At 62.8% G+C, this 19,023-nt stretch carries 19 protein-coding genes and 1 tRNA gene; 10 read left to right on the forward strand and 10 right to left on the reverse strand.

What is annotated here, in order from left to right; translation table 11 throughout:
- Positions 1–22 precede the first annotated feature (22 nt).
- A tRNA-Arg gene (locus H146_RS0100890) sits at positions 23–99 on the reverse strand.
- Positions 100–275: 176 nt separating this feature from the next.
- On the opposite strand from H146_RS0100890, the gene thiM reads away from it, so the two are divergent.
- The 3 genes from thiM to H146_RS18060 are packed head-to-tail and all read left to right on the forward strand — an operon-like array spanning position 276 to position 3,362.
- Positions 276–1,130, forward strand: a complete 855-nt coding sequence (gene thiM, locus H146_RS0100895) for a hydroxyethylthiazole kinase (RefSeq protein WP_019949956.1) — start codon at positions 276–278, stop codon at positions 1,128–1,130.
- Positions 1,131–1,135: 5 nt separating this feature from the next.
- Positions 1,136–2,659 carry a 1-hydroxycarotenoid 3,4-desaturase CrtD gene (gene crtD, locus H146_RS0100900; protein ID WP_211213270.1) on the forward strand — a complete coding sequence of 508 codons (1,524 nt, stop codon included), beginning with the start codon at positions 1,136–1,138 and terminating at the stop codon, positions 2,657–2,659.
- Positions 2,660–2,702: 43 nt separating this feature from the next.
- Positions 2,703–3,362 (forward strand): carotenoid biosynthesis protein, encoded by a 660-nt coding sequence (locus H146_RS18060; RefSeq protein WP_019949958.1) that lies wholly within the window; start codon positions 2,703–2,705, stop codon positions 3,360–3,362.
- 26 nt (positions 3,363–3,388) lie between these two features.
- Here the strand turns inward: H146_RS18060 and H146_RS0100910 are convergent, their stop codons facing one another.
- Positions 3,389–4,606 (reverse strand): benzoate/H(+) symporter BenE family transporter, encoded by a 1,218-nt coding sequence (locus tag H146_RS0100910; RefSeq protein WP_019949959.1) that lies wholly within the window; start codon positions 4,604–4,606, stop codon positions 3,389–3,391.
- 131 nt (positions 4,607–4,737) lie between these two features.
- Between H146_RS0100910 and H146_RS0100915 the strand changes: the two genes are divergently transcribed.
- The gene (locus tag H146_RS0100915; protein WP_019949960.1) at positions 4,738–5,310 is read left to right on the forward strand and encodes a helix-turn-helix domain-containing protein; all 573 of its coding nucleotides are present in this window, start codon (positions 4,738–4,740) and stop codon (positions 5,308–5,310) included.
- Between the two features lie 33 nt (positions 5,311–5,343).
- Here H146_RS0100915 and rep read toward each other — a convergent pair whose 3' ends face one another.
- Entirely contained in the window at positions 5,344–7,395 is a 2,052-nt protein-coding gene (rep, locus tag H146_RS0100920) for a DNA helicase Rep (protein WP_019949961.1), read from the reverse strand.
- 130 nt (positions 7,396–7,525) lie between these two features.
- Here rep and H146_RS20110 point away from each other — a divergent pair, with 130 nt between their 5' ends.
- The gene (locus H146_RS20110; protein ID WP_156826637.1) at positions 7,526–8,116 is read left to right on the forward strand and encodes an STN domain-containing protein; all 591 of its coding nucleotides are present in this window, start codon (positions 7,526–7,528) and stop codon (positions 8,114–8,116) included.
- A gap of 11 nt (positions 8,117–8,127) precedes the next feature.
- Here H146_RS20110 and trmL read toward each other — a convergent pair whose 3' ends face one another.
- The 3 genes from trmL to pyrE all read right to left on the reverse strand — a co-directional run bounded on the left by trmL (position 8,128) and on the right by pyrE (position 9,999).
- Positions 8,128–8,601: a tRNA (uridine(34)/cytosine(34)/5-carboxymethylaminomethyluridine(34)-2'-O)-methyltransferase TrmL gene (trmL, locus tag H146_RS0100930; protein ID WP_019949963.1), complete on the reverse strand. Its 474-nt coding sequence runs from the start codon at positions 8,599–8,601 to the stop codon at positions 8,128–8,130.
- 72 nt (positions 8,602–8,673) lie between these two features.
- Positions 8,674–9,225 carry a YfaZ family outer membrane protein gene (locus H146_RS0100935; protein ID WP_019949964.1) on the reverse strand — a complete coding sequence of 184 codons (552 nt, stop codon included), beginning with the start codon at positions 9,223–9,225 and terminating at the stop codon, positions 8,674–8,676.
- Positions 9,226–9,351: 126 nt separating this feature from the next.
- The gene (gene pyrE / locus H146_RS0100940) at positions 9,352–9,999 is read right to left on the reverse strand and encodes an orotate phosphoribosyltransferase (RefSeq protein ID WP_026351660.1); all 648 of its coding nucleotides are present in this window, start codon (positions 9,997–9,999) and stop codon (positions 9,352–9,354) included.
- A gap of 260 nt (positions 10,000–10,259) precedes the next feature.
- Between pyrE and H146_RS0100945 the strand changes: the two genes are divergently transcribed.
- Entirely contained in the window at positions 10,260–11,021 is a 762-nt protein-coding gene (locus H146_RS0100945; protein ID WP_019949966.1) for an exodeoxyribonuclease III, read from the forward strand.
- 87 nt (positions 11,022–11,108) lie between these two features.
- On the opposite strand, the gene rph is transcribed toward H146_RS0100945, so the two are convergent.
- The gene (rph, locus tag H146_RS0100950) at positions 11,109–11,831 is read right to left on the reverse strand and encodes a ribonuclease PH (RefSeq protein WP_019949967.1); all 723 of its coding nucleotides are present in this window, start codon (positions 11,829–11,831) and stop codon (positions 11,109–11,111) included.
- Between the two features lie 151 nt (positions 11,832–11,982).
- On the opposite strand from rph, the gene H146_RS0100955 reads away from it, so the two are divergent.
- Entirely contained in the window at positions 11,983–12,846 is an 864-nt protein-coding gene (locus H146_RS0100955) for a YicC/YloC family endoribonuclease (RefSeq protein ID WP_019949968.1), read from the forward strand.
- A gap of 439 nt (positions 12,847–13,285) precedes the next feature.
- Here the strand turns inward: H146_RS0100955 and H146_RS18070 are convergent, their stop codons facing one another.
- Positions 13,286–14,143, reverse strand: coding sequence for an SMP-30/gluconolactonase/LRE family protein (locus H146_RS18070; RefSeq protein WP_019949969.1), 858 nt, complete (start codon positions 14,141–14,143; stop codon positions 13,286–13,288).
- The gene (locus H146_RS0100965; RefSeq protein ID WP_019949970.1) at positions 14,140–15,054 is read right to left on the reverse strand and encodes an SDR family NAD(P)-dependent oxidoreductase; all 915 of its coding nucleotides are present in this window, start codon (positions 15,052–15,054) and stop codon (positions 14,140–14,142) included. Before H146_RS0100965 ends, H146_RS18070 begins: the two co-directional genes overlap by 4 nt.
- Before the next feature lie 113 nt (positions 15,055–15,167).
- Here H146_RS0100965 and H146_RS0100970 point away from each other — a divergent pair, with 113 nt between their 5' ends.
- Positions 15,168–16,052: a LysR family transcriptional regulator gene (locus H146_RS0100970; RefSeq protein ID WP_033195340.1), complete on the forward strand. Its 885-nt coding sequence runs from the start codon at positions 15,168–15,170 to the stop codon at positions 16,050–16,052.
- Positions 16,053–16,093: 41 nt separating this feature from the next.
- Here H146_RS0100970 and H146_RS0100975 read toward each other — a convergent pair whose 3' ends face one another.
- A complete protein-coding gene (locus tag H146_RS0100975) occupies positions 16,094–16,450 on the reverse strand; it encodes a MerR family transcriptional regulator (RefSeq protein WP_019949972.1) in 357 nt (118 codons plus the stop codon).
- A gap of 78 nt (positions 16,451–16,528) precedes the next feature.
- Here H146_RS0100975 and H146_RS0100980 point away from each other — a divergent pair, with 78 nt between their 5' ends.
- Together H146_RS0100980 and H146_RS18075 are read left to right on the forward strand one after the other, a co-directional pair.
- Entirely contained in the window at positions 16,529–17,335 is an 807-nt protein-coding gene (locus H146_RS0100980) for an alpha/beta fold hydrolase (protein ID WP_019949973.1), read from the forward strand.
- Positions 17,332–18,456, forward strand: a complete 1,125-nt coding sequence (locus H146_RS18075) for an MFS transporter (RefSeq protein ID WP_019949974.1) — start codon at positions 17,332–17,334, stop codon at positions 18,454–18,456. The genes H146_RS0100980 and H146_RS18075 overlap by 4 nt, the downstream gene beginning before the upstream one ends.
- Positions 18,457–19,023: the final 567 nt, after the last annotated feature.

Consider the following 19,023-nt stretch of genomic DNA (forward strand, 5'->3'; position numbering starts at 1 on the left):
GGTGCAGCAGGGCCTGTGTCGATGGCCCGCCCTGAAGGATTCGAACCTTCGACCTTTGCCTCCGGAGGGCAACGCTCTATCCAGCTGAGCTAAGGGCGGACTGAAGAGGAGTCTTCCAGCGCAAGACTGCGCGCTATCCTAACGCTGCGTATCATGGGTGTCCAGAAGCGACGGCGACGCTCTTGCAGCGCTCGCCCCATGACGGCCGCCGCGCCGCCTGTCATGCTGACGGTCGCACCCGAGCGTGCATTCTGCCTACAACCACGGAGCCCGGAATGGATAGAGGCGATGATTGTGCCGATCAACCTGCGATCGAAACCGTTGTGCGAGCGCATCGAGCGCTTCGGGATCGAACGCCGCTGGTGCAGTGTCTGACCAACAATGTCACTGTCAACCTGGTTGCCAATGCCCTGCTGGCCGCCGGTGCCTCGCCCGCCATGGTGGATAACCCCGAAGAGGCGGGCGACTTCCCCGCCGTGGCCGACGCGGTGCTGATCAATCTCGGTACGTTGGCCGCCGATACGGTGAAGGCGATGCGCCTCGCCGCCGCCGGTGCACGACGCGAGGGCCGCCCCTGGGTGCTCGATCCCATCGGCGCCGGCGCCATGATGTGGCGCCACCGGCTGGCGCTGGAGCTGCTCGAACAGCGCCCGACGGTGATTCGCGGTAACGCCTCCGAGATTATCGGTCTCTCCGGTCGCGAGGGCGGTGGTCGCGGCGTCGACAGCGGCCGCTCGCCGCAGGACTCGCTCGAGGCCGCCTGCGAACTGCTCGACAGCGCCGCGGCCATCTCCGCCTCGGGGCCGACCGACAGCCTGGTGGGTCATGAGGCGCAAAGCGGGGCGACCATGCAGATCGATGTCGGCGGTGGCAGCGCCTGGCAGCCGCGGGTTTCCGGTACCGGCTGTGCGCTGGGGGCGATCGTTGCCGCCTACTGCGCGGTGGTCGATGAACCGCTGTACGCCGCCACGGCAGCGCACGTTCACGTCGCAGTAGCCGCCGAGCTGGCCGAACAGCGCGTCGACGGTCCGGGCAGCTTTGCGACGGCCTGGCTTGATGCACTCGACCGGGTTGATGAAACGACGCTGCGTCAACGCGGCCTGATCGCCATGCGGCGGCTGGCGTCCTGAGCGCGGTGGCAACGGATCACCGGGAAACGTGGCGGGTGGCGATCATCGGCGCCGGCATCGCCGGGCTGGCGGCCGCCATCCGGCTGCGGCTGGCGGGCCACGAGGTTGGCGTGTTCGAGGCCGCCGAGGCGCCCGGCGGCAAGCTGAGTGAACTGCGGCTGGGCGCCTGGCGCTTTGGCCTCGGCCCCTCGCTGCTCACCATGCCGCACTATATCGACGAGCTTTTCGAACTGGCCGGCGAAAACCCCACCGACCATTTTCGCTACCGCCGCCTCGATGTGGTGTGCCGCTACGCCTGGGAGGACGGCACCCGCCTCGACGCCTATGCCGACCCCCTCGCCTTCGCCAACGAGACCGAGCGTGTTCTGGGCGTGCCCGCCGAACGGGTTTTGGCCTTTCTGGCTCGCGGCGAGGAGAAGTACCGCCTGACCGGGCGCACCTTCCTGGAGAAACCGCTGCACGCGCCGAGTACCTGGCTCAACGCCGAGGTGGGGCGAGCGCTCACGCGCCTGCACCGTCTCGAACTGACCCGCACCCTGCACGAGGTGCATCAGCGCGCCATTGGTGAACCCCACCTGGTGCAGCTGTTCGACCGTTTTGCCACTTACAACGGCTCCAACCCATGGCGCGCGCCGGGGCTTCTCTCCATGATTTCCCACTTCGAGCACGGCGCTGGCGCCTTCGTACCGGAAGGGGGTATGCCGGCGATCGCCACCACACTGCACGCGCTTGCCGAGCGGTTGGGCGTTCACTTCGCTTTCAATACCCCGGTGGCCGAGATCGTTACCCAAAACGGTGGGCGTCGGCCGCGGGCCAGCGGCGTTCGCCTTGAAAGCGGGGAGGTTCAGGGCTTCGATCGGGTCGTCAGCAACATGGATCTTTTTTTCACCCATGAGCGGCTGCTGCCTCGGGCACCGCGTCCCGAGCGTACGCTCGGCCAGGAGAAATCGACCTCGGCGCTGATCTTCTATTGGGGTGTGGATAAGTCATTTCCCGAACTGGATGTGCATAACATCTTTTTCAGCGACGACTATCGTCGTGAGTTCGAGGCGCTGGAGGCGGGCAGTATCGATGATGACCCGACGGTCTATGTCAGCATTTCGTCGCGCTACGACACCGGCGCCGCGCCACCCGGCGGCGAAAACTGGTTTGTGATGATCAACGCCCCCTTCAGCGCTGGCCAGGACTGGGACTTGCTGCGCGCGCGGCTGCGCGAGAAAGTGATCGCGAAACTCGAGCGCATGCTGGGGGAGACGCGCGCTGCACCGGTGGCGCTGCGCGAGGCGATCGTCGAGGAGGCGGTTTTCGACCCCACCACCATCGAAGCCCGCACCCTGTCGCATCTCGGCGCGCTCTACGGCACCAGCTCCAACAGCCGCAGCGCCGCCTTCATGCGCCACCCCAACCATAGCCGTCACGTTGACGGCCTCTATTTCTGCGGCGGCAGCGTTCACCCCGGTGGCGGTCTGCCGCTGTGTCTGCTGTCGGCGAAAATAATGGTCGGCGAGATGGCGCGTCGCGAGCCATGACGACACACCGCCCGTGCAGCGCCGCCGGCACAAGGGAGCCCGTATGTCCACACGCCCGAGCACGATGATAACCCACCCGCTGCGCGCGGGGCCGGTGATCGTGCTGCTGAGCCTGATCTACGCCTTCGGCGCGCTGGGCATTGCGCTGCCGGTGCATAGCCACTTCATTCTGCTGACGCCGCTGACGCTGGTCGCGTCGCTGCTGCTGACGCTCGCCTTTCATCCCGGCAGTCGCACGCGGCTGTGGGGCTACATCGCGCTGTGCTACATGGTGGGTTTTGCCGCCGAGGCGGTGGGCACCGAAACCGGATTGATCTTTGGCGACTACACCTATGGCCATGTGCTGGGACCGCGGCTGTGGCACACGCCGCTGGTGATCGGAGTGAACTGGGCACTGCTGCTCTACTGCCTCAACGTGGTGGTGCAGCGCCTGCTGCCGGGGGCTTCATGGCCGCTGCGCGGTCTGGCCGGCGCAGTGCTGATGGTGGCGCTGGATGTGCTGATCGAGCCGGTGGCGATTCACCACGAGATGTGGACCTGGGCCGAGGTCAGCGTGCCGCTGAGCAACTATCTCGGCTGGTTTGTGGTCGCACTGCCGCTGTCGCTGCTGTTTCACTATCTTTTCACAGCGCTGCGCAACCCGGTGGCGATCGCCGTGGCGCTGCTGCTGACCGGCTTTTTCGCGGTGCTGAATCTGGTGTGAACTCACAGCGTATTCCGATAACCGCCCTAATCCCCGCCGAGTTCGCTTTCCCCTCGCCGCCAGTACCCCGCCACCGTCAGTGCCAGCAGCCCGCCGATCAGCCCCCAGAAGGCGGCGCCGATGCCCATCAGGGTCACCCCCGAAGCCGTTACCAGAAAGGTGATCAGCGCTGCCTCGCGCTGTGACGGCGCCTGTAGTGCCAGATGCAGGCTGTTGCCGATGGTCGGCAGCAGGGCAAGGCCCGCCAGCGCGGCCACCAGCGCCTGTGGCAGTGCCTCGAACAGCGCGCCGATGGAGCCGCCAAAGAGCCCTGCCAGCAGGTAGACGCCGCCGGCGCAGACCGCCGCCGGATAGCGCCGCTTCGGGTCGGGGTGCACGTCCGGTCCCATGCAGATCGCCGCGGTGATGGCCGCCAGGCAGACGGTATAGGCGCCGAAGGGTGCCAGCAGCAGCGTTGCCAGGCCGGTCCAGATCATCAGCGGCGACACGGGAGCGTCGTAGCCGGCGGCGCGCAGGGTCGCCACGCCCGGTGCGTTCTGCGACGCCATGGTGACCACGAACAGCGGCACGCCCACGCTGATCAGACTGGACAGCGAAAACGTCGGCCAGATGGCGCTCGGCAGCGTCGGCGACCACTGGGTATGGGACATATCCACCTGCCCGCTGACCGTCGCCACGCCAAGTCCCACGACCAGTACCAGCAGAATGGCGTAGCGCGGCAGCCAGCGCCGGGCGAACAGACAGGTCAGTATCATCGACAGTACCAGTACCCCATCCTGCTGCAGGGAGGCGAACGCCTCCAGCCCGAAGCGCAGCAGCACGCCCGCCAGCATGGCAGCCGCGATCGACTGGGGAATGACCTGCATGAGCCAGGCAAACCAGCCGGTGAGGCCGCAGATCAGAATCAACAGGGCGCAGAACATGAAAACGCCAATGGCGTCGCTCAGCGGTACGCCGGGCAGACTGACCGCCAGCAACGCCGCGCCGGGGGTCGACCAGGCGGTCAGGATCGGCTGGCGGTAGCGCAGTGACAGGCCGATCGAGGTGACGCCCATCGCCAGCCCCAGTGCCGCCAGCCAGCCGCCGATCTGTTCGGGTGTGGCACCGGCCGCCTCGGCGGCCTGAAAGATGATGACGGCGGAGCTGGCGTAGCCCACCAGCACCGCCACAAAACCAGCACTGAGATGGGAGACGCCGAACGGCGCGCGCGCCGTTTTGGAGGGTGGCGTATCGGATGGGGACATGGAGGAGATCCCTGTTGCACTCTTTTGTACGTTATAACGCACAAAAGGTGGTGCGGCAATGTGCGCGATAACGCACGAGACGATCTCTCCCTGTCGGGTCATAATGATGGCTTTGGCACGGGAGCGGGCATATGGACGCGAAACTCGCCGCGATCGGTCGGCATCTCAAACGTCTGCGCGGTGAACGCGGCTGGAGCCTGGATCGTACGGCGCAGGCCTGTGGGGTCAGCAAGGCGATGCTGGGGCAGATCGAGCGCAGCGAGTCGACGCCGACGGTGGCAACGCTGTGGAAAATCGCCAGCGGCCTGCAGGTACCGCTGTCGTACTTTCTGCTGCCCTCGGGGGTCGAGACGCATCACGCTGCGCCCGGGGTTTACCGGGACACCGCCGGCATGCGGGTGGAGCCGCTGTTTGCCTTCGACCCCGCGCTGGGCTTCGAGATGTACGCCGTCGAACTCGAACCGGGTGCGGTGAGTGAGTCGGCCCCCCACGCCGCCGGGGTCATCGAGCATGTGGTGGTAATCGAGGGCAGCATGGAGCTCGTCGTCGATGGCACCCGGCATCCTCTGCACAGTGGCGATGCGCTGCGCTTTCCCGCCGATCAGCCACATGCCTATCGCAACCCGGCCTCCGGCGTGGCGCGCTTTCACGATCTGATCCACTATCCGGCGAATCACGCCTCGGTGGTCACGCCGGCAGAGTGAGTCCGGCGCTTTTCCTGTCACGAGTCCGCGGGACTAGCCCAGCAGCGAGCGCAGTCCGGCGATCGCCTCGCGGCCGCGCTCGTGTTTCTTCTCCGGGTCCTCCTTGTCGGCGCGGCCGAACCACTCCAGATCCTCCTCCGGCAGTTCATCAAGAAAGCGGCTCGGCGTGCAGTTCATCAGCTCGCCGTACTGCTTGCGCTGGTGCGTCAGAGTCAGGGTCAGGGTCTGACGTGCGCGGGTGATGCCCACGTAGGCGAGCCGGCGCTCCTCCTCGATGGTGTCGAGTTCGATGGCGTTGCGGTGGGGCAACAGCTCTTCTTCCATGCCCATCACGTAGACGTGGGGAAACTCCAGCCCCTTGGAGGCGTGCAGGGTCAGTAGCTGCACCCGGTCGGTGTCGTCCTCCTGCGCCTGCTGGTCGAGAATGTCGCGCAGCACCAGCCGCGAGATGGCGGCCTCGACGTCGTCGGTCTCCTCCGAGACCTCATCGCCCTCCTCGCTGTTGCGTCCGAGCGACTTCTCCAGCTGATCGATCAGGGTCCAGACGTTGCCCATGCGCTTTTCGGCGATCACCGGCGCGCTGGCGTTCTGATAGAGCCACTGCTCGTAGTCCATCTCGGTGAACATTGCCCGGATGGCGGCGATGGCGTCACCCTGATCCATGCGTCGACGCACCCCCTCGATGAAGTGGTTGAAGCGCCCCAGCCGCTCCACCGCGCGCTCGGTGAGAATATGGGCAAGTCCCATCTCGCTGCAGGCGGCAAACAGGCTGACGCGGCGCTCCTGAGCGTAGTTGGCGAGCTTTTCAAGTGTGCCCGGGCCGATCTCGCGGCGCGGCACGTTGACGATGCGCAGGAAGGCGTTGTCGTCGGCCGGATTGATCAAAAGCCGCAGGTAGGCCATGGCGTCCTTGATCTCGTTGCGGGAGAAAAAGGAGGTGCCGCCGGAAAGTTTGTAGGGAATCTGATGGTGCTGCAGCTTGAGCTCCAGCAGCCGCGCCTGGAAGTTGCCCCGGTAGAGCACCGCAAAGTCGCGCCAGGAAGCGCTCTCCTTGATACGCCGGGTGAGAATCTCGGTGGCGACCCGCTCGGTTTCGGCCTCCTCGTTGCGGTTGACGATAATGCGGATCGCCTCGCCGCGCCCCCGGTCCGACCACAGCGTCTTTTCATAGACGTGAGGATTGTTGCTGATCAGGGTATTGGCGGCGCGCAGGATCACCGAGGTGGAGCGGTAGTTCTGCTCCAGTTTGATGACGTTGAGCGAGGGAAAATCCTCCCCCAACTGCACCAGATTCTCCGGCCGCGCGCCGCGCCAGGCATAGATCGACTGGTCGTCGTCGCCTACCACGGTGAAGGTCGCGCGCTCCGCCATCAGCATGCGCACCAGCTGATACTGGCTGGAGTTGGTGTCCTGATACTCGTCCACCAGCATGTAGTGAATACGCCCGCGCCAGCGCTGGAGCACCTCGGGGTGACGCTCGAACATCGTCGCCGGCAGCATGATCAGGTCGTCGAAGTCGACCGCGTTGTAGGCCTTCAAATGGCGCACGTAGTGCTCGTAAATGCGCGCGCTGTAGGCGTCATCCTCGCTTTCGGCGTGAGAGAGCGCCGCGCCGGGCAGCACCAGATCGTTTTTCCAGCTGGAAATACGGCTCTGTACGCGCTGAATCTGGTCGGCGTCGATCTGCGCATCCTTTTGCATTAGATCGCGCAGCAGTGCCCGGGCGTCCTCCGGGTCGAACAGCGAAAAACCGGGTCGCAGACCGAGGGTGTTCAGCTCCGAACGGATGATGTTGAGCCCCAGGGTGTGAAAGGTCGACACGGTCAGGCCATGTCCGCTGCGTCCGGGCAGCATTGCCTGAACGCGCTCTTTCATCTCGCGCGCCGCCTTGTTGGTGAAGGTGACCGCCGCGATACGCCGTGCGCTCATGCCGCACTCATGGACCAGATACGCGATCTTGGTAGTAATCACGCTGGTCTTGCCGGAGCCGGCGCCGGCCAGCACCAGGCAGGGGCCGTCGATATACTTCACCGCCTCGCGCTGGCGAGGGTTGAGGTCGTTGAGCCGTTGACGAATCTCGGACATGAGGAAACCTGAAAGAAAGCGAAGGACGCCAGGGCGTCATGATACATGCTCGCTGCGAGCGTGCGCAGACCAACTGATCGAGCGCTTTGGCGGTTACAGAGCGTCACTTCCAGACCCGGGAGTTTGGTGCTTGAATAAAGGCGTCATCATCACTTCTCGGGTTTACTGCAGCACCATGAAAAACATCCCTTTTACGACCGTTATCGGCGCCACTCTGTTGAGTATCGGCATGCTCTTTACCCCCGCCGCCTGGTCGGCCTGCCAGCCGCAGGCGATGAACTACGACTATCCCGCGCAGCGTCTCGATGAAGCGCTGCAGCAGTTCGCCCATACCAGCGGCTGCTTTGTGGAGGTGGATACGCAGCAGCTCGGCGACAAGCAGGCGCAGGCGCTGTCGGGCCATTACACGCCCTCCGCGGCACTGATCCGGCTGGTACGCGGCTCGGGGCTGGAGGTACACGTCGACGGTGAGCAATACGCCGTCAATCACAACGACCGTGAGGCGATTACGCAGCAGATCGAGGCGCTGCGCGGCCGTATCGACAGCGCGCGGCAAAACGGTCGTATCGATGAGCAGAAAGCGAGCGACATGAGCACCCAGCTCGATGCAGTGGCGCAGCAGGTGCCGCAATTGATCGAGCAGCAGGGCTTTCTCAGCGCCGCCGAGAACGCCAGCTATCAGCGCCTTTTTGCATGGATGAGCGGCGTGCTGGCGCCCTGATCGTCGGCAGGCTATTCGAGCGTATCGGCGCCGCCGAAGTCCAGCTGCCGCCAGGCCTCATAGACCAGCACCGCGCAGGCGTTGGAGAGGTTCAGGCTGCGGCTGTCGGTCAGCATGGGGAGTCGCAGGCGCTGCGCCGGCGGTAGTGAATCCAGCAGTGCCTGCGGCAGGCCGCGGGTTTCGGGACCGAACAGCAGGGCGTCGCCGCGGCGCCATGCGACCCGGTCGTAGCGCTGCCGGCCACGGGTCGAAACCGCCAGCAGCCGCTGCGGCGCCGCCTCTTCGATGAAATGCTCGAAGTTGCGATAGCGGCTGAGACGCGCCCATTCGTGGTAATCGAGGCCGGCGCGGCGCAGCCGCTTGTCGTCGAGGGTGAAACCCAACGGCTCGATCAGGTGCAGGCGAAAGCCGGTGTTGGCGCACAGCCGGATGATATTGCCGGTGTTGGGGGCGATCTCCGGCTGGTAGAGCACAATGTCGAGCATGACGGTTTTCCGCAGTACGAATAAAACGGGCCCGGCGTGACCGGGCCCGTTCGACGATGCGCAGTGGCAGGCTCAGAAGCCGAACGACACGCCCAGCTCCGGCCCGCTGAACAGGGTCCTGTCGTCGTGGTTATCGAAATCGACACGGTAGTAGCGATAGCCCACGAAGCCCTGCAGACCGGGGATGAACTGCGCCCGGGCGCGAGCGCCAAGCTCGCGGCTACTGTCGATATCGCCATGGGTCAGCCCGCTCGGGGTGTAAAAACCGTAGCCGCCAACGCTGACCAGCGGGATCGGTGTATCGACATAGGCCGAGCCGCCCAGCCCCAGCCCGCCGCCGTCACCGTAGTCGCTATCGAGGTACTGATAGCGCCCGCCCAGCGATAGATCGACCCCCGGCAGCCAGGGAGAGAACATCAGCTGCCCTGACCAGGCCTTGGCGTTGCGGCCGCTGTCGTCGCTGTTGAAGTAGCCGATGCCGGTGCTCCAGCCGGGCATCAGCGACTGGCTGAGCTGCACGCTCTGAGCGTTATCGGCAACACTGCCGGAGAGGCTGATGGCCGCGGCATTGAGACTGGTCAGCGCCAGCGCGCCGCCCAGCAGGGTAATGGCTGATTTTTTCATGAGGTAGTTCCTCGCTGAACGTTCCATGAAACGGCGGCTTCCGGCCGCCGCCAACGGCTTGCGTTACGTTTGCCTTCACTGACCGCAGCGCCCTGATTGAGCGCGCGATGATAATCGCCCGGGTATTCAGGCGCCGTAGCGCGCGCGATAGTCGCGGATCGCCTCGGCGTGGGGCGCCAGCTCGGCGCCGGCGTGCGCTTCGAGGTACTCGAGCACGTGCGCCATCGTCACGATCGGCACGACCGGGATGCCGTAGCGTCTTTTTACATCCTCGATAGCGCTGATGTCACTCTGACCGCGCTCCTGGCGATCGAGCGCCACCACGACGCCGGCGGCCTCGGCCCCGGCGGCCTCGATCAGTGCCATCGACTCACCGATGGCGGTGCCGGCGGTAATGACGTCGTCGACAATCAGCACCCGACCCTTCAATGGCGCGCCCACCAGGTTGCCGCCTTCGCCGTGATCCTTGGCCTCCTTGCGATTGAAGGCCCAGGGCAGGCTCCGGTCATGATGGTCGGCCAGCGCCATGGCGCTGGCGCAGGCCAGCGGAATGCCCTTGTAGGCCGGGCCGAACAGCATATCGAACGCCGGCTCGGCGCGGGCGATGGCCGAGGCGTAGCTGCGTCCCAGCATCGACAGCGCTGCCCCGCTTCGGAAGTGGCCGGCGTTGAAAAACCAGGGACTGATACGCCCCGACTTGAGGGTAAACTCGCCGAACAGAAGGGCCTGTTCGCGGATGGCGAACTCAATGAATTCACGCTGATCGTCAAACATATCGCTACCCTTTGAGTGGTATCGGCCGTCGGCGCAGGTGCCGGGGGTGACAGGCGGGAAAATCATCGGGAACTTGCAGGCAGTACCATTCACCCCAATAACAACCTGAAAGCGCATCAAGGCGTGCCTCGATCGACAGCAGGAAAAGCCGCTGCGACACAGTTCGAACAGCGTTCGATATGGCGCCGAAAGGCATGCAGCGTTTCCCCAAAACTGTCAGGCTCGGGTATCATACACGCGCGAAAAACAAGGGACCATGTATGAAAATCGCCAGTATCAACGTCAATGGTATGCGCCGCGCCGTGGAGCTGGGCTTTCTCGACTGGCTTGCGGCGCAGGACGCCGACATCGTCTGTGTGCAGAATCTGCAGACCAAGAGTTTCGAGCTGGACGACTCGATTCTTTACCCCGAGGGCTATGAGGGCTATTTCCTCGATGCCGAGCAGGATGGCCTTGCCGGCGTGGGGATCTACTGCCGCAAAATTCCCAAGGCGATCATGTACGGTCTGGGCTTCGAGCAGTGTGATAACGAAGGGCGCTTTTTGCAGGCCGACTACGAGCGCTTCAGCGTGGCTTCCTTTCTGATGCCGGAAGACCCGCACGCTCGCCACCGCTTTATCCAGCACTACAGCGACTATCTGAGCAAGCTGCGCCGCAAGCGTCGTCAGTACATCATCGCCGGCAGCTGGTATATCGCCCACAAGACCATCGACCTCGACCACTGGTCGGAGCACCAGAGCACGCCGGGCTTTCGCCCCGAGGAGCGCGCCTTCATGGATCAGGTGTTCGGGCCGATGGACTTCGTCGACACCTTCCGCGAAGTGGAGCGCAACGCCGGCCACCATACCTGGTGGCAGCGTCTCGACAGTGAAGTGCCGCGCAAGCGCCAGGACGGCTGGCGGCTCGACTACCAGATTACCGGGCCGGATATCGCCCGCACCGTACAGCACGCCTGGATCGACCGTGAAGCTGACTTCAGCGAATTCGCGCCGCTGATCATCGAGTACGACCAGACGCTGTAACACACCGACCGGGCGCGGGTTGGTCCCTTCGCCGCGCCCCGCAGACGTCTCGCTACCGCTGGGTAGCGACGCCTTTCCTTCCTGCTCTCAGCTCGCTATGCCCAGCGCCTCGCGCTGGCGCGCGAACAGATGCGCGCAGCCGTTCTCGGCCATCTCCATCATGGCGTTGAGTTCGGCGCGGCTGAACGCCTGCTTCTCGGCAGTACCCTGCACCTCGATGATGCCGCCATCCTCGCTCATCACCACGTTCATGTCGGTGTCGGCGCGGGAGTCCTCGGCGTAGTCCAGATCGGTGACCGCCTGGCCCTGAAAGATGCCCACCGACACCGCGCTGACCAGACCCCTGAGCGGATCGGTAGTGATCTTCTTGTCGCGCTGCAGGTAACGCATCGCATCGACAAGCGCCACGCAGCCGCCGGTAATCGCTGCGGTGCGGGTGCCGCCGTCGGCCTGCAGCACGTCGCAGTCGATGGTGATGGTGAACTCGCCGAGCTTCTTCAGATCCACTGCCGCGCGCAGGCTGCGGCCGATCAGCCGCTGAATCTCGATGGTGCGGCCGCCCTGCTTGCCGCGCGCCGCCTCGCGGCCGCCGCGGGTGTGGGTCGCGCGCGGCAGCATGCCGTACTCGGCGGTGATCCAGCCCTGGCCCTTGCCGCGCAGCCAGCGCGGCACGCCCGCCTCGACGCTGGCCGTGCACAGCACCTGGGTATCGCCGCAGGCGACCAGCACCGAGCCCTCGGCGTGGCGGGTAAAGCCGCGGGTCAGGGTAATCTCACGGGTCGCCTCGTTGGCACGTCCACTGGGTCGCATTGGCCTGCTCCGCTATCAAAATGACAATCGTGAATGAAAAATCGAAAGGCGCGCATCTTACACGCATCGACGCCCTTTCACCGAATCGTTCGGGGCTGGCGCGTCATTGGGGATAGAATGGGCACACATTCACGCGCGCCGGATCGATCCCATGACACGCAGCATGACCGCCTTCACTCGCCAGAGCCTCGACACCGATCAGGCCAGCCTTGCGCTGGAGCTGCGCTCGGTCAATCAGCGCTATCTGGATGTGCACTTTCGCCTGCCGGAGAGTCTGCGCGATCTGGAAACGCCTTTTCGTGAACGCCTGCGCGAGCGCCTGGCGCGTGGCAAGGTGGAGTGCACGCTGCGCCTTGAAAGCAGTGCGGCGAGCGACACGGTGGCGATCAATGGCGAGCGCGTCGAGCAGTTGATGGCGGCGCTGACGCAGCTCAGGAGCCACGCCCCCGAGGCGGCGATGCCCGATCTGATGGCGCTTTTGGGCTACCCTGGCGTGACCGACGACCGCGGCCCGGATACCGATGCCCTGCGTCGGGCAGCGCTGGAACTGCTGACCGCGGCGCTGGATGATCTCGACGCCGGCCGTGAGCGGGAAGGCGAGCGCCTGGCCGCCCTGATTCGCGAACGCCTTGCGGGCATTCGTGGCCAGGTGGCCGAGGTGCGTGCCCACCTGCCGGACGTGCTGGCGCGCCAGCGTCGCCAGATCCTCGAACGGCTCGAGACGGTCAGGGCCGAACTCGACCCGCAGCGGCTGGAGGCCGAGATGGCGCTGCTGGCGCAGAAGGCGGACGTGGCCGAGGAGCTCGACCGGCTGGAAACCCATGTGGTTGAAGTCGAGCGTCAGCTGCAACAAAAGGGCGCGGTGGGGCGGCGGCTCGACTTCCTGATGCAGGAGCTCAACCGCGAGGCCAACACGCTCTCCTCCAAGGCGGTGGTGACCGAGACGACACGCTGCGCGGTGGAGCTGAAGGTGCTGATCGAACAGATGCGGGAGCAGATTCAGAATGTGGAGTGATGCCTGGAAACAAAAATCCAGCTTCTGGACTCATCTTTGCGTGCAAAAAGGGGCAAAAGTGTAGTGGTCAAGTGATTTAGCCACTACAACACGCCTCCCAGGCCCTGCCTGAAAAGTCATGTTTGCTACGCTGTCCCTGTTCATCGAACAGGAGACCTGTCATGGCAGGCCGTTACGAGCTTTCCGACCAGTGCTGGTAGATGGTCAAGGATATCGTTTCTCCGCCACAGACATGGACTGCCCGCGTCGAGATGATCGACACATGCTCAATGCCATTCTTTGAATTCTCTGCTCGGACCGCCCAGCGGCGCGATCTTTCGGAGCGTTGTGGTCCATGAATAACCGTCTATCAGCGCTTTAAGCAGTGGCGAGACGAGGGCACCTTCAACCAGTTCGTTTTATTGTTCCCCCTGACGGGGTATCTATACTGGCTGCTGCGCTAAGACAATACCGTTTCATAGTCCAGCGCGAGCAGGGAGCCGGACTCGGGCGCCGCTGCCAACTGAGTCGGCGTCAGTCCGAGGCGGGCGGTGGTAACGACCAGTGTCTTGCCGTCACCGAGAAACGCGCAGTGGGTGGGTCTCGGTACTGGCAGGCGGATTAAACGCTCGAGTGTGCCGTCAGGGGCGATCCGGGCGATCGCTGCGCCGTCGAACAGCGGACTGAGCAGATGGCCATCGGTATCCAATGTGAGACCGTCGGGCTTGCCTACCGCCGGATCCATACGAAATAAGGTTCGGCGATGGCTGATGTTGCCGGACAAAACCTCAAAGTCGTAGGCGTGGATCTCGCCCTTGTGCGAGTCGGTGAAGTAGAACGTTTCACCATCCGCGCTCCAGGCAAGGCCGTTGGGCAGGTCGAAGCCGCTATCGGCGATGCGCCACGTGCCGTCGGGATCGAAGCGGCAAAGCAGACCGACACCTTTTTTTCCCTGGGTATTCATCAGCCCGGTCCAGAGTCGCCCTTGCTGGTCGTACTTTCCATCATTGAAGCGAAAAGCTGGGGCCGCAAGAGGAGCAGTGGCGATGGCCTCGATCTTTCCGTCGGCGATGCAGCGGGCGAGCATACCGCCCTGGCTCAGCGTAATCTGACCCGTAGGGCTTTCTGCCAGCAGGCCGATAGGCGCCGAAGTAGCACTGCTGGTGCTACGTCCGCTCGTGGGGTCGTAGCGGTGTAGACGCTGCCCCAGGATATCGATCCACAGCAGTTCGCCGCGGTGCGCGGACCAGACCGGGCTCTCACCGATGATGGCGTCCGCCGCGACGGCGACGTTAACGGTAGGGGTGATGACGTTCATGACCGTTTCCCTCTCATCGTTTGCATGTCTCCTGTCACCTGCCGCGCCTCTCGCGTCGCCAGCGCAATGTCGCCCCAACGCTCGGCCACTTCCTCGAAGGTGTTCGCGCTGACGGCGTTGAGATCGCGCGGATAGTCGACGCCGCTCGCCTCCTCGGCGCGCGAGGCATGGAACTGACCGTTCGCGGCGCGCAAAATCCAACCGCCTTCTCGGCAGAGAGACGAGGCCAGAAAAGCTACCCCTGGCGCGACATCAGTGGGCTTTAGCTCCGTTGGCTCATTGTTAATGCCCCACATACGCGTTTTGGCGACTGGGGAAACGGCGTTGACGACGATGCCATGCGCTGCGCCCTCGGCGGCGAGAACATTGACGAGGCCGACGGCGGCCATCTTGGCGGCGGTGTAGGCGGCGAGCCCTTGATGAACGTATTCCGGGAACAGTGCCCGGCATGACGTGGTGAGAACGATGCGCCCGTAGCCGGCCTGGCGCAGGCTCGACCACGCGGCCTGGGCAATCCACAGCGGCGCCTTCGCCATGACTGCCATGGCGCGGTCGAACGCGGCATCTTCGATCTGTTCAATCGATGCGTAAGCCACCCAGCCCGCGTTGTGAATGAAGGCATCCAGGTGACCGTTCACGTCGAGGCACGCTTGCACCAGCGCATGGCACTGCTCGTGGGTCTCAATGGGGGCATGAAAGGCATGAGCGTCAATGCCCTCTTCGGCGAGCTGACCTGCCGCGGCGCTGGCAACCGCAGGATCATTGCCCTCACCGTCGGTGTTGGCCCCCACGTCATGCAGCAGTACGGTCGCGCCTAGCTGGCCTATCGTTCGGGCGTAGGCTAACCCCAGCCCGCGTCCCGCACCGGTAATGAGTACGGTCTGTCCCTCGAAATATTGCTGATCGGTCATGACATCCTCCTTTGGATCGGAATAATGAAAGACCTATCATGATATTCCCAATATCTTTTGAAGCCGGTTTTGATATGGATGAAGTATCAAGGCAAGTTGCGCAGGGTCGGGGCATGATCGATCTGCGCAAGATGGAGCAGTTTGTAGCGGTCGCAGAAGCACTGCATTTTCATCGCGCTGCCGAGCGTCTGGGGATGTCGCAGCCGCCGTTGACGGTGGCAATGCGCCGGCTTGAAGCGGATCTCGGCGTCGCACTTCTGGCACGGGAAGGCAAGCGCATGCTCGGCCTGACAACGGCCGGCGAGGCCTTCCTGCGCGAAGCCCGAGAGACACTGCGACAAGCAGACACCGCCATCCGGACAGCACGCGAGACGGCGGCTGGCCGGTCGGGGCGCGTGCGACTGGGCTACGTCGGCAGTGCGCTCTATGGTCGACTCCCGGATAGGATTCGATCCTATCGCGCCATATATCCGAACGTAGATCTGGAGCTTCGCGAGGCCACTACTGCAGCGCAGCTGACAGGATTACAGGAAGGCTCGCTCGATGTGGGTGTCGTTATCCCACCGCTGACCGAGACCGAAGGGGTGACACTCCAGTCCTTCGACCATGACCGGCTGTGCATTGCTCTTGCGAAAGAGCACCCGCTGGCGGAGCAGGAGACGCTCGTCGTTGCCGATCTCGCTGACGAGGCATTCATCCTCTGGCCGATGCTCGAGGGTCGTGGTTTCCATCTGCAGGTCATTCGCCTCTGCACGAATGCGGGCTTTGTCCCCCGAGTGGTTCAGGAGGCACACGGTATGCATGCTGTGCTATCGCTGGTCGCCGTGGGTGCCGGAGTGGCGATCGTGCCAGAGAGTATGCAGACCTTCAGAAAGGATCGGATTCGCTACCGCTCCATCGTCGAGCCGACGGCGGCGTTTTCACTCTGTCTGGCGACACTTGCCCCTTCTCCCTCTGCTTCAGAGTTTGTGAAGATAGCGATGTCAACCGATCCATAAGCAAATGAGTGTTGGAGCTGCTTGCAGCATCGCTCAATTCGCTAACTGCCTTTATCTGCACGCTCCAGATACCCCAAAATATCGAGTCGACTTTCTTCGAGCAGGGCGATTCGGTCCTCTATCACTGAAACTTCCCGGCGCAGGGTATCGAGCAGATCGGGGCAGGGATGGAAGTCCGGTCGCTCACCAGTCACGCACGGCAGGAATCGGCGAATGACGTCCAGCTTCAGACCTGCCTCACCAAGCCGGCGGATATGCCGGACGGTTTCCTCTTCCTCGACGCCATAGTCTCGGTAGCCTGATGCCAGGCGCGATGGTTTCAAAAGTTTTTGCTGCTCGTAGTAACGCAGCATCCGAACGCTAACTCCCGTCCTTTTGGATAATTCACCGATCTGCACGACATCTCCTTGACCCTGACAGCGGTGTCAGACTTTAGCATCTCTGCCCACTCAATCCAGCATGGAGAGGGCCATCAAATGCCTTATGTCGATTTCAAGAACACCAGAGTGTCTTACAGGGTAGATGGTGACGGAGAGCCGCTGATTCTTGTGCATGGCACCGGCGGAGACGCGGAGTCGAACTGGAGTGCGCTGGTCGAGCCGCTGAGTGATGAATGGAAGTTGATTCGTCCCGATTACGCAGGTTCCGGTAAGACGATGGACGACGGCCGTCCGCTTACAGCTGACGATCTGGTTGAACAGATATTGGCCGTTGCGGATGTGGCAGGGGCGTCGAGCTTTCATCTGCTCGGCTTTTCATTGGGTGCGGCGTTGGCTGCCAGAATCGCCGGTGATCATCCTGAGAGAGTCCGTTCGCTGATCCTCGTGAATGGTTTTGCCTCGTCGGATGAGACACGGCTACAGCTCCAGTTTACGCTCTGGCGCGATCTCATCCGCACCGATCGCCCGGCCATGGCGCGTTTGATCATGCTGACAGGGTTCAGCCCCAGCGCACTTGCATCGTTCAGCGCTGAGTCGTTGCAACAGATAATCGACACCACGGTGGCAGACACCAACTGGGAAGGCATGGCACGCCAGGTCGATCTGGACTTGTCGATCAACGTTACCGAAAGCGTGGCGCGTATCATCGCGCCAACGCTGGTCATTGGATGCTCGCATGACCATATGGTGCCGCCTGGTCACGCCAGAAACCTGGCAGACACCATCGTTGGTGCACGCTATATGGAGCTGCCATCTGGTCATCTGGTACCAATGGAACAGCCTCGGGCCCTTACCGAGCAGGTGAGCGCCTTTCTGCGTGAACAGCGGAAATCATTACAATGATCGGGCGTCTCATACTGCTCGCGCTCGGCGCATTTGTCGCCCAGTCCAGCGAGTATCTGCCGATCAGCGTCATGTCTGCGGCCCGAGACGATCTTGGTGTTTCCGAGAGTGCTATTGGCAGCCTGGTCACGGGCTATGCATGGATCGCGGCGTTGTCAGCAGTACCGCTGACGATGTTGACGGTTCAATGGGATCGTAGAACGTTGTTCCTGATCCTGCTTGCCACGATTGCCGTGGCAGGTGGGCTTGGGGCACTGGCGCCAAACTATGGGCTGCTCGCAGCCTCTCGAGTCCTTATGGCTCTGGCACACGGCGTTTTTTGGACGATCCTGGCGGTTTTCGCTGTGCGTCTTTCGCCCGATGTGCCTAAAACACGTGTACTGGCTATCGTCTTTGCCGGCATCTCTCTGGCAGGTATAGCGGGGATTCCATTGTCAACGACCGTCGCTCAGGCGATCGGATGGCGCTGGGCCTTCGCCGGACTTGCGCTGCTGGCGGGGATCCTGTGTCTGATGGGTATGGTTGTGCTGCCGAAAGTGCCTCCCGGATCCGCCGATGCGCCTCCCGCGCCTTCCTTTCGCAATCGTCGCTTGTGTCGGGTCGTGGTGGCGACCGCGATCATCGTGTCAAGACATTTCTGCGCATATACCTATATTGTACCTCTGCTGGAGCAGACGACCGGCATCCGTGTCGCGATCATGCCCGGGCTTCTGTTGGTATTTGGCGTGGCGGGGGCATTCGCCCTGAGCCTCTCGGGCTGGCTTGGTCTTTCGGCTATTTCGCTTGCACTGATAGCAACAACCGGCCTTGCGGTAGGACAGATACTTTTTGGATTTGGCGATGGCTTCGTACCCATCGCCCTGGCCTTGTCGATATGGGGTGGGGCGAGTGCAGTGCTGGTGGCAGGGCTGCAGGGCACGGCAATCGACAGCGCTCCAGGCCAAGCGGACATGGCATCGGCGCTTTACGTTTCGGCGTTTAACGTGGGGATCGGTAGCGGAGCGGTAATTGGTGGCCTGCTGACAATCGTTGCCCCCATGGCAATATTGCCCTGGACTGGTGCGGCGCTTGCTAGCGCTGGGCTTTGGCTTTTGCTCAACAATCGAGAGCATCGCACCTAAAGGAGGATAGAGGCATAGGCGAATTCAGTCTGGAAACTTCGTCAACGAAAATGGCCCCAAGGGGCCATTCAGGAGCACCCCACCAAGGATTTACCCGTCGCTGCTATCACTCCCATCCTGCACCCATCGGAGGCACTACCGTTGCCACCCCTGAATATCGCCGATGTCGCCGTAATGACGCATGATTAACATCGATAATATAAGGTAAAAATAAGTTTTTACTTGCGACTAGAAGGCTTGCTTGTCAGCTAAGTAATAGTGCTTATTAGATACCTTCAATGAATGATGACGGACCGATATATTCAAACCCGTAACAATACCAATTGGATAGTAAAGTGGGTAGTCTTTGGAAAAGACTTGGAATCTATATCTACAAGCTACTGATATAAAAGTAAATACATCAAAAAATCAACATTAAGATTCAGGATGTGGAGTGAAAGAGCCGGCAGCGGTTGACTTCATGCGTGTTGGGGTTCAGAGTCTCCAGCAAATGGACAGGGAGTGCCCGGTCGGCGTCTAAACCTCGGTGAGTGTCATCGAGGTTTTTCGCTGTTTATAGGCGAAAAG

The organism is Kushneria aurantia DSM 21353, from assembly GCF_000382245.1.
GTDB classification, from domain to species: Bacteria; Pseudomonadota; Gammaproteobacteria; order Pseudomonadales; family Halomonadaceae; genus Kushneria; species Kushneria aurantia.